Annotated in this window: 6 protein-coding genes; 3 read left to right on the forward strand and 3 right to left on the reverse strand. The window is 46.4% G+C overall.

All coding sequences use genetic code 11. The features are described from left to right. Positions 1-39: 39 nt before the first annotated feature. The 3 genes from FEM55_RS00470 to FEM55_RS00480 all read right to left on the reverse strand — a co-directional run bounded on the left by FEM55_RS00470 (position 40) and on the right by FEM55_RS00480 (position 8,109). Positions 40-4,440 carry a PAS domain S-box protein gene (locus tag FEM55_RS00470; RefSeq protein WP_138279367.1) on the reverse strand — a complete coding sequence of 1,467 codons (4,401 nt, stop codon included), beginning with the start codon at positions 4,438-4,440 and terminating at the stop codon, positions 40-42. Between the two features lie 731 nt (positions 4,441-5,171). Further along, entirely contained in the window at positions 5,172-5,594 is a 423-nt protein-coding gene (locus FEM55_RS00475; protein ID WP_171036424.1) for a response regulator, read from the reverse strand. A 67-nt stretch (positions 5,595-5,661) separates the two neighbouring features. Further along, on the reverse strand, positions 5,662-8,109 hold the full coding sequence (locus tag FEM55_RS00480; protein ID WP_161597187.1) for a PAS domain-containing sensor histidine kinase: 2,448 nt from the start codon (positions 8,107-8,109) through the stop codon (positions 5,662-5,664). Positions 8,110-8,246: 137 nt separating this feature from the next. On the opposite strand from FEM55_RS00480, the gene FEM55_RS00485 reads away from it, so the two are divergent. The 3 genes from FEM55_RS00485 to FEM55_RS24810 all read left to right on the forward strand — a co-directional run bounded on the left by FEM55_RS00485 (position 8,247) and on the right by FEM55_RS24810 (position 9,858). After that, positions 8,247-8,543 (forward strand): transposase, encoded by a 297-nt coding sequence (locus tag FEM55_RS00485; protein ID WP_138279370.1) that lies wholly within the window; start codon positions 8,247-8,249, stop codon positions 8,541-8,543. After that, positions 8,540-9,364: an IS3 family transposase gene (locus FEM55_RS00490; protein WP_138279371.1), complete on the forward strand. Its 825-nt coding sequence runs from the start codon at positions 8,540-8,542 to the stop codon at positions 9,362-9,364. The genes FEM55_RS00485 and FEM55_RS00490 overlap by 4 nt, the downstream gene beginning before the upstream one ends. Positions 9,365-9,531: 167 nt before the next feature. Further along, positions 9,532-9,858 carry a hypothetical protein gene (locus tag FEM55_RS24810; RefSeq protein ID WP_171036425.1) on the forward strand — a complete coding sequence of 109 codons (327 nt, stop codon included), beginning with the start codon at positions 9,532-9,534 and terminating at the stop codon, positions 9,856-9,858. The last annotated feature ends 88 nt before the right edge of the window (positions 9,859-9,946 follow it).

Here is a 9,946-nt window from a genome sequence, read left to right on the forward strand (position 1 = left end):
AATTTTATTTACTAAAACAATCTGGATTTAAGCTGCTGGTCAATGGCTTGTTGTCCGTTTTACTACGGTGTCAACAAGGGACAATACGAGTTCGGTTTCCCTTTCAAGTTCGTCCAGCAGCTTCTGGACTGTTTGTGGGTCATAGTGGTCCAGGTGTTCAAGCCGGGCAGCCATACCTGTGATTACCGGTATAAAAGCAGATGCTGCGGCCCCTTTCAGCTTGTGCCCCACTGCCCTGATCGCGTCCAGGTCATGGCGATTGTGATGCGCTTTCAAATCTGACATGCCATTGAGCAATGCCTGCCGGGTCAATGACAAAAATTCAGCAATAAATTCATGGTCTTGCATGTACATTTCGCCTAGTTGCTGAATATCCAGATGGCTGGATACAGGATCCGGATCAGGCTGAGCTATTTGCTGGTTAATACCAAGTTCCTCGGTTAAGATGCTGAGGTTTTCTTTTGACCGGGATTTAGAGATGTACTTCTCAAAGATGTCCCTGAGGGTTTGCTGGGCAAAAGGCTTGGTGACAAAATCATCCATTCCGGCCTGGATGCATTTCTCCTTCTCCCCTTTCAGGTTCCCGGCCGTCAGTGCAATGATCGGAATATGCCCTGACGATGGAATCTGACGAATCTGCATGGTCGCTTCATAGCCATTCATCTGCGGCATCTGCACATCCATAAAAATCAGGTCCGGCAAGTGCTGACGGCACAATGCCAGCGCTTCAACGCCATTTACCGCCTCGATAATCCTTGCATTTACCGCAATTTGCCCGATGACTGTTTTAGCCAAAAACATGTTAACGGGATTGTCTTCGGCTATCAATACCGTAAGCGGAATATCAATAATCTCCCGAACAGGTTCTTTGGCCGGAAGCTTTGGACTTTCCTTCTGGGAAAGTCGCGAAAGCGCCAGCGAGATATCCCCTAAGTTGACAGGCTTTAATAGTCGGTAATTGACCCGTAGTTCTTCACACCCTTTTATAACCATCGCATCATCGGCTGAGCTGTTCAGCAAAACAACCGGAAGCTCAGCCGGTGAGAATCCCTCCCGAATCTTCCGGATGGTTTCCAGCCCGTCCATATCCGGCATGTGATAATCCATCAGCACCGCATCGTAAACCGCTCCTTTGGAAAGTGCGTCCAATGCTTCATAGCCATCCCTGGCCAGGAACGTGTTTATTTTCAGGTATGCCAGCATCTGTTGCAGGATCATGCGGTTGGTCGCATTATCATCGACAATAAGCACATTTTTGATATGGTCTGCATTTTCCCAGATGATAGGCGCACCTGGCTCAGCCTTCATGGTCAGGTCAAAATAGAAAGTACTCCCCTTCCCGGGAACACTGCTGAGTTGCAGCCGGCTGCCCATCATGGCCAGCAGCTTGTTGGATATGGTCAGCCCCAGGCCGGTACCACCATATTTTTTGGTCGTAGAGCCGTCCTCCTGTAAAAAAGCTTCAAAGATCTTGTCCTGCTTTTCTGCCCGGATCCCGATCCCCGTATCCCGGACGGTAAAACGGCAGGTCAGCTGTCCGGTTTCTGCCGGATCATAAGCCAGCATATTGATCCGGAGCTCGATTTCACCCTGATCCGTGAATTTGGATGCATTGCTCAACAGGTTGATCAGCACCTGTTTCAGACGGACTTCATCGGTCCATATAAACCGCGGCAGGCCAGCATCCATATTCAAAAGCATTTCCAGACCTTTGCTTTGCACGGGAAAGGATATAATGGCCGCAGCCTGGGCAGCAATTTCATAGATGTCACACTTTTCCTTCTGCAGTTCCAGTTTGCCCGCTTCAATTTTGGAAAAATCCAGGATGTCATTGATAATGCCCAGCAAGGCATGGGCAGACTTATTGACAATGTCCAGATAATTTTTCTGGGTCTCATTCAGTTCTGTCTTCAACACCAGATCGGTAAACCCGATCACACCGTTCAGGGGCGTCCGGATTTCGTGGCTCATGTTGGCCAGAAACTCCGACTTGGCCATGCTGGCCTGCTCGGCATGCAACCGCGCCTGGTTTAATTCCTGCTTCTGAATGGCCATCAGCGTTACATCCTGCACAAACACCATTATCCCTCCAATAGCTGATTTATCGTACCAGGGCCTCACCTTCCAGCTCACATGCTTGTCATGCGCCCAGCCATCGGGCCTGTATACCTCTTCCCCATCGGAAACAATCCCGTCCAAAAGACATTTCTGATAGATGTCCTTCCATTTGCCCGTTCCGGCACCAAAGATCTGGTCATGGTCAAGGCCGCCAGTGTGGCCGCTTGCCAGGCTGTACTCCTGCTGCCATTTACGACTGGTGGCAATGTATTTGAATCCGGTGTCGCACATGGCCACCGCAGCGGGCGTATGCTCAACGAAGGCCCAAAGCCGGGACCTTTCTGTGGCGAGCTCCTTTTCTGCTTCTTTTCTGGCCGTTAAATCAATCGCAACGCCCAGGTACCCCATGATCTGCTGTTGATGACCGAGAATCGGGGTAACGGCGAGCAAGACTGGTCTAAGCAAACCCTCTTTTGTTCTATAAGTCCATTCCCTGGTCTCGGACCCTTCCCGCTGTGCTTTATGGATAAGAACCTGAAAGCCTTCCAGGGGCATCCCGTACTCGCTGCTTAGCTGGCTGCTACGCTCACGGAGTTCGTGCTTCACATGTACGAGGTCAACTACAGCTTTCCCGATTACCTCTTCCGGCTTGTAACCAAGGAGCTTTTCGGCACCCTGATTGAATACATTGATGATGCCTTCGGTATCGGATGCAATGATACTGACCTCGGAGGCTGCACGGAGCACGTTGCTCAGCAGGCTTCTGGACTGAATTATCTGCAACTCGGTTTTTTTCTTTTCATCAATGTCCTGAAAAGTGCCATAAAGCCGGGTGCATTTGCCTTCTTTCATCTCGGCATTTCCAATCGCCCGTACCCAGATTTCTTTGCCCTTAGCTGTGATCAACTGCAATTCCACATCATAACTCTTGCCCTGGGTTATTGCGTCCTGAACGGCCTGCCGGATCTTTTCCCTGTTCTCCCCTTCTTTAAAGAAACTGATTCCTGTCGCTACATCCGGCTCATAGTCCGCATCAATTTCATGAATTTTGCGGGTGATTTCAGTCCAGTATACTTTCTGGCTTGCAAGATCTACTTCCCAGCCTCCGATGCGTGCCACTTCATTAGTCTGAAGCAGCATATGCTGTGTAGATAATAGCTCCTTGGCCTGACGCTGGCTTTGGGTTACATCAATGGAATTGCTTAGAATATAGCCTGTACCATCCGGACTATGAAGGTGTATGTTGTTATATTTCCAGATCTTGTAAGAGCCGTCTTTATGCAGGATCGTCATCAATCCGCTGGCTTTTGTGGTCAGCTGTATCTGATGCAGGTAAGCCCTGAGCTGCTGCCGGTGTCTGGCAGGTACCAGGTCAAATAAGCTCATCTGCCGCATTTCTTCTTTGCTATATCCCAACAGCCGGGCACCTTCCGAGTTGACTTCCAGGAAGCGGCCGTCCAGATCATGCGTACACATCAGGCCTTGTGCATTCTCGAAGAATGACCTGAAATTATCCTCGCTGTTCCTTAACTTTTTTTCTCTTTCCTTATCTGCGGTAATATCGCGGCCGATAGCCAGAAGCGTACCCGTTTCCGGATCTGAGTTTATGCTCCATTGGACCCGGAGATATTCGCCAGCTTGATTTTCAAACCTGATCTCTGCATTACTTCGTGATTCCCCCGCTGACAAACGCACCAGTATTTCGCGTGCCGTTTGAAGATCATCCGGATGCACCAGCGATAGTATGGAAGTTGTCAGAATTGATTCCCGCGGCCATCCCAACAGTTGGGTGAAAGAAGGGTTAACCTCTTTGAAATACCCTTCCAGGGATGCAACCACAATGATGTCCGCAGACAACTGGGCCATGCTTTCAAATTGCCTGAGCTGCCTGATCCTGGTTTGTTCGATGAGCAATACCATGACCTGATCCGCTAACAGCTCCAAAGCCCTTTTTTGATTATCGTTCAGCTTTCTGACTCTGGTGTCTGTCGCACAGATGGTTCCCAGCACATGCCCATCCGGATCAATCAGCGGTACACCGACGTAAAACCGGATATAAGGCTGATCTGTGACAAAGACGTGATCCTTAAACCTGCTGTCCAGAGTAGTATCCTCCACTTCCAGAATGGTTTTCTGCTGAATGGTATACCGGCAGAAAGTTAGATCAAGGGCTGTTTCACAGGCATCCATTCCCCGTTTGGATTTATACCATTGTCTTTTTTCATCTATGAAGGATATCAGCATCACAGGCACTTCACAAATCAGGGACGCCAGCTCACAAAGCCCGTCAAACTTCTGCTGGGCATGTGTGTCCAGTATATCATATTTTCTAAGGGCATTTAACCGTTCCATCTCTTGATCAGGAGTCGAATGATGTTCCATTAATTAGTGGGTAGCTTTAAATTTAAAGACAGGCTTTAATCCGCCTATCACAATATCAAGCTCCAATATAAAATATATTCTACAACACTACTTCTATACGCAACATAGTTTATTTTCAAAAGGCATCTAGTTTGATGTGTTGTAGGCTTCTATTGTATACCAACTGAAAAGTGGATAAGGAAGGTAGATGCTTTTAGAGCTATCTTAGAAAGGATAGCTTCACCTCATAGCACCAATGCAAGATGAAAGTACAGTGGCGCTATCTGGGTTTATGGTATGGCATTCATTCAAAAAGTCCATAGCAATAGTACTTATACAAAATACCAGATTGCCAACACACGTTTGATCCAATTACGGATTTTTAAGCTATTGTATATAGCTGTTTGGTTAGGATAGTAAATCGTGAATACGTATGCAATTGCAACCATTTAACTACCCTGCTCTAGTATTTTAGGATAAAATAACTAGAACAAATCAAATTGTTGTACGTAGCCACTTCTGCAATGCTTCTTATACAACCAAGTGTCATTTGGTTAATTTTAAATGGTTTATCAACTACATACGTGTAGCTCCTGCATTGTAACAACTGTTAAAATGCCAAACAGAATTTGCCTCCACTTTATCAGCTATGTTCTTGGTGATTAACAGTTATTTGGCAAGCATGGTCTTTTTGTTTTGAGCATGCTTGCCATGATAAGAATTTATGCTGGTAGCTATAGGTCCATCATATGCTATAACTTTTCCCCGGGCAACGTAGCTGTTTCCCAGTACTCGCATATGATCGGGAGTTGTTTCTTCAAGCCTTCAAATGTTGGGACTTTAACATAGAAGCCTTGTACCAACGACATGTATGCATCGTCCACATCTTTTGGGTTCACCGATTCAGATAAGAAAATAAAAGGAATTGTACGTCTTTTTAACTGGTCATCAGAGTTAATATGCTCTTTGAGCTCCAGACCAGTCATCTGAGGCAGGTATAAGTCACACAGGATGATAAATGGCCTCTCCTGGTTACTTTTCAAATAATCAACCAGCACCATTCCATTGTCAAAATTGATCACTTTATTGCTGCGTCCAATTGCTTCAAGTGCATCTGTGACCAGGTAGCGGTCGTCTTCATCTCCTCCTACGTATAGGATAGGTCCGTCATTCATATCAAGTTTATAAAACCTGCTTAAAAATCCTTGCCAGCAGGTTACAAATACCATCAAGAAATGATGACTAATAAGCAGCGCCCGGCATATAGACCTGAAACGTTGCGCCTTTTCCCGGGCTGCTTTTGGCTGTGATTGCCCCGCCTAATTGGTATGCAACGCGCTCACAGATGGCCAAACCAATGCCTGTTCCCAGATACTCACTTCTGCCATGCAAACGTTGAAATACCTGAAAAATCCGGCTCAGGTAAATTTCATCAAACCCGATCCCGTTGTCTGTGACATCGATCCGGTGGTAAAAAGTCGCAGGCCGTGCCGGGCGGACCGTTTCCGGTAAATCCTCATAGCTGACCGTAGTGGAAGTAACAAGGATCACCGGAGCCATCAGGATGCCGTTTTGATCCATTTTCCGGAACTTGACTGCATTGCTGATCAGGTTCTGGAAAAGTTGTCCTAAATGCATCATGTTTCCTTCTACAACCGGCAAGTCATCAACTGAAATGGCAGCATGTGATTCACTGATTTGGGTCTCCATATCCTGGATAACCTGCTGTACAATCCAATTCAAAGACACCTGCTGGCTTGGTGATTCATGCGTGGCAATGCGTGAGAAAGTCAGCAGGTCTTTAATCAGAGCAGACATGCGCTCAGCTGCTGTACTCATGCGGCTGACATAATCCCGCGCTTTGGCCGAAGCCATTTCCTGTTCTGTTTTCAGCCGGCTTGCAAATTGCTGGATTTTGCGGAGCGGCTCCTGCAAATCGTGGGAAGCCACATATGCAAACCGGTTCAGCTCCTCATTGGAGCGGCTTAGCAAGGAGTTCGCATGCTGCAGTTTTGCATTTCCTGCTGCCAGACTTTTGTTGCTGGCCTCCAGTTCGCTGGTACGTAGCTCAACGAGCGCTTTGAGCGAGTACTGCTGGCTTCTCAGCTCGGTGATGTCCTGGGCAATGCCGGAAATCTGCACGGGCTTGCCGGATGCATCGTACCGGGTCTGCCCTTTTGAATGAATGATGTGCTGCTTGCCGGTTTGCGCATGAATGATGGCATATTCGGCTTCAAACTTTCCGTCACTGACAGGATCAAACGCGGTAAAAAACGCTTTGGCCAAATCGGCTCGCTGATCCTCGACCACATGCATGATCGCATCATGCAGGCTCATGCTGTCAGCTTCTACGCCAAACATATCCAGGTGCCGCCGGGAAAATATGGTTTTCTGACTGGCAATGTCCATGCTCCAGGTGCCAAGCCTGGCTACCTCAATTGCGTTCAGCAAGGTTTGTTGCTGCTGCTGTGACACAATCTCCTGTTCTTTTCGCTGGGAGATATCCGGACTGACTGTTGCCAGAATGGCCGGAAGGCCCGTTGCCGGATCATCAATAACGATTACGTTCCACTGGATCCAGAAAGGCTTTTTAGTTACTTCGTTCCACAGCCTGATTTCATAGCTCCCTGCTTTCTTAGCCAGAATTTCAGGCAGCAGCTGCTGCACAAGCGGGCGGTCATCGGGATAAACCGCATCGATCAGCGTCCGGCCCACGTTGTCCTTCCATCCCAATTTTTCAAGCGTATATTTATTATTGTATAGCGGAACCGTCATGTTTTCCAGATTGCTGATGCCAATGATCAACTCGCAATATTCCAGCACAGCTGTCTTGATCTGGCTGTCAAATTCGGATTCTTTCAGCGCTGCGCTGGTTTGCTGCATGGCCTGTTTCGCTGTGACATTTTCGGTGATGTCCACGGCTATGGCCATCACACCATAGGCATTTTCATTAGCATCCAGCAACGGACTGTATGTAAAATCATAATAATGCGTACGGATCACCTCATTATGCACTAGGTAACCGGGCATTGTATGAGCAGAATAAGGCTTTTTGCTTTGCAACACATGATCCAGGATCTGCATGTAAGGCTGCCGGGCAATTTCCGGTACGGCCATCCTGGCGGGTTTGTTAAGGATAGTATCTCCTTTTCCCAGCATTTGCAACATGCGCTGGTTAGCCAGTGAAATCACATGATCGCTGCCAGTCATCACCATCATGGCCACGGGTGCATCCTCAATCATGGCTTCGAGTAACCCCTGCCGGTATGTTTGAAGTTGGCTTTGCAACGCATCGGAAGCGGGCTGAAGGACGGCTGAATTCTGGCATTCGAAATCCGCAAGTTGATCCAGCAGGATCTGGTTCAAGTCAAGTATTTGTATAAAGATCTGGTCAGCCTGGCTATTTTGTCCGTTGGTCAGTAAACGGTTCACCTGAGCGGCAAGTTTGTGTATGGAGGCATTTTGCTTTTCAATCTGCTCAATAGCCGGAACCTCGCTATAAACCACCAACGCATGCGCATACAGCCATGGACCAAGTCCCAAGGAATATTGCGTCAATCCTGTCTCAGTAGTTTGATTCTCATTTTTAAATTCAGCCGTTTGCCTGCTTACTTTCAGGTGCAGCATATCAATAAATGCGTGATGATCCTTTTTGGCCTGCCAAAGATCCGGGATTGCAAGAATAATCAAATTTGAAGTAGGATTAGATATGGTTAGGCCCATCCTGAAAGTCAGACCATGTAAACCCAAAGATAATCATCTGCTTGATTGTAATACTCCCCAAAATTGAGACCATCGGTTAAGTTTATTAACTTGACATAAAACCGATGAACAAAATGAAACAGAGCCGGAGAAAGTTTACAGCAAAGTTCAAGGCGATAGTAGCCGTTGAAGCCTTAAAAGAGCGTCAATCACTGACTGAATTAGCTACTCGATTCGAAATTCACTCGACTCAGGTATCAGCGTGGAAACGAGAATTCCTAGAACGGGCTGAGAAGGCTTTTGCAGATGAAACAGCCAAGGACGAAGAATCCGTGGATGTTGACAATCTTTTTAAGCAGATTGGTCAGCTCCAAGTGGAGAATGACTTTCTAAAAAAAAGCTTGAAAAAAGCCGGTCTATGAAAGAGCGAATAGCACTGATCGACATTAGCCATCCATTGAGCATTCGTCGGCAGTCAGAGATTCTCAGTATTAACCGCAGCCAGCTGTATTACAAACCTGCTGGTGAAAAAGAAGAAAATCTGGTGCTAATGGAGACCATGGATAAATTATTTCTTTCTGATCCAACCTTAGGTGTTTTGGGGATGCAAGATGAACTGGCTGAAAAAGGGTTGGACTACAATGTCAAACGCATTCGTCGGCTGATGAGGAAGATGGCTATTGAGCCAATTTATCCAAAGCGTAACCTTAGCCGATTAGGAAAGACAAAATACATTCACCGGTATCTGTTGCGAGGACTAGATATCAACCGCCCCAATCAGGTTTGGGCAATGGATATTAGTTATATACCAATGAAACAAGGTTTTATGTATCTGACAGCCATCATAGATTTGTATAGCCGCTATATCGTTGGATGGCAGTTGTCCAACAGCCTTGAAAAGGAAACACAAACTGAGCTTTTACATGCAACGATATCCAAGTATGGAAAGCCGGAAATGATCAATACGGATCAAGGTTCTCAATATACTTGTGAGCATTGGGTAAGCACGCTGAATGACCTTAAAATCAGGATCAGTATGGATGGTAAAGGTAGAGCAACCGATAATGCATTTATCGAACGCTGGTTCCGGACGATCAAGCAGAAATACATCTATCTGAATCCGGAGAATAATGGTCTTGACTTATACCAGGGAATCGATCGTTTTGTCAAACGTTATAACTCCACAAAACATCAAGGTATCGGACGTAAAAAACCAGTAAATCTTTACCTGAATGCAGCTTGAATTTAATTATCAATGATCAACTGATGGTCTGAAAAGTAGGGAGTACTTCAGTACTCACTTTCGAGCATGCCTTTGCAGGAGATGATTTTGAGCAGGCACTTCAATTAGTGAGCAATTGGCAATCAGGACGAAAGCGAAAGAACCCTGAGCAATTGCCTATGAAATTTATGTTACCATCCTGGAAGTCGTTCGTTGAACCCGTAAAAGGCGAAATAGATCGCCCTGCTTACGAATTGAGTGTACTTGCCCGGCTCCGTGACCGGTTGCGTTCGGGTGACGTTTATGTTAGCCATTCTAGAAAATATTCAAGTCCGGATACTTATTTGATCCCGGAAGCGAACTGGAAGGCACACCGGACTGAATTGCTTGCATATCTAGGTTATAAGGACGCAACCCCTTACCGGTTGGAAGAGCAAATCTCGGAGCTGGAATCACATTTGCCGTTGATGGAACAATATAATACCTCTACAAATTCAGACCACTTGTTTAGTTAAAACTTAGTAACTTAAACAAGGATAAAATAATGAAAAAGATGCGTAGAAAATTTGATTCATCATTTAAGGCGAGAGTGGCTATTGAAGC

It is taken from the genome of Dyadobacter sediminis, assembly GCF_005860765.1.
GTDB classification, from domain to species: Bacteria; Bacteroidota; Bacteroidia; order Cytophagales; family Spirosomataceae; genus Dyadobacter; species Dyadobacter sediminis.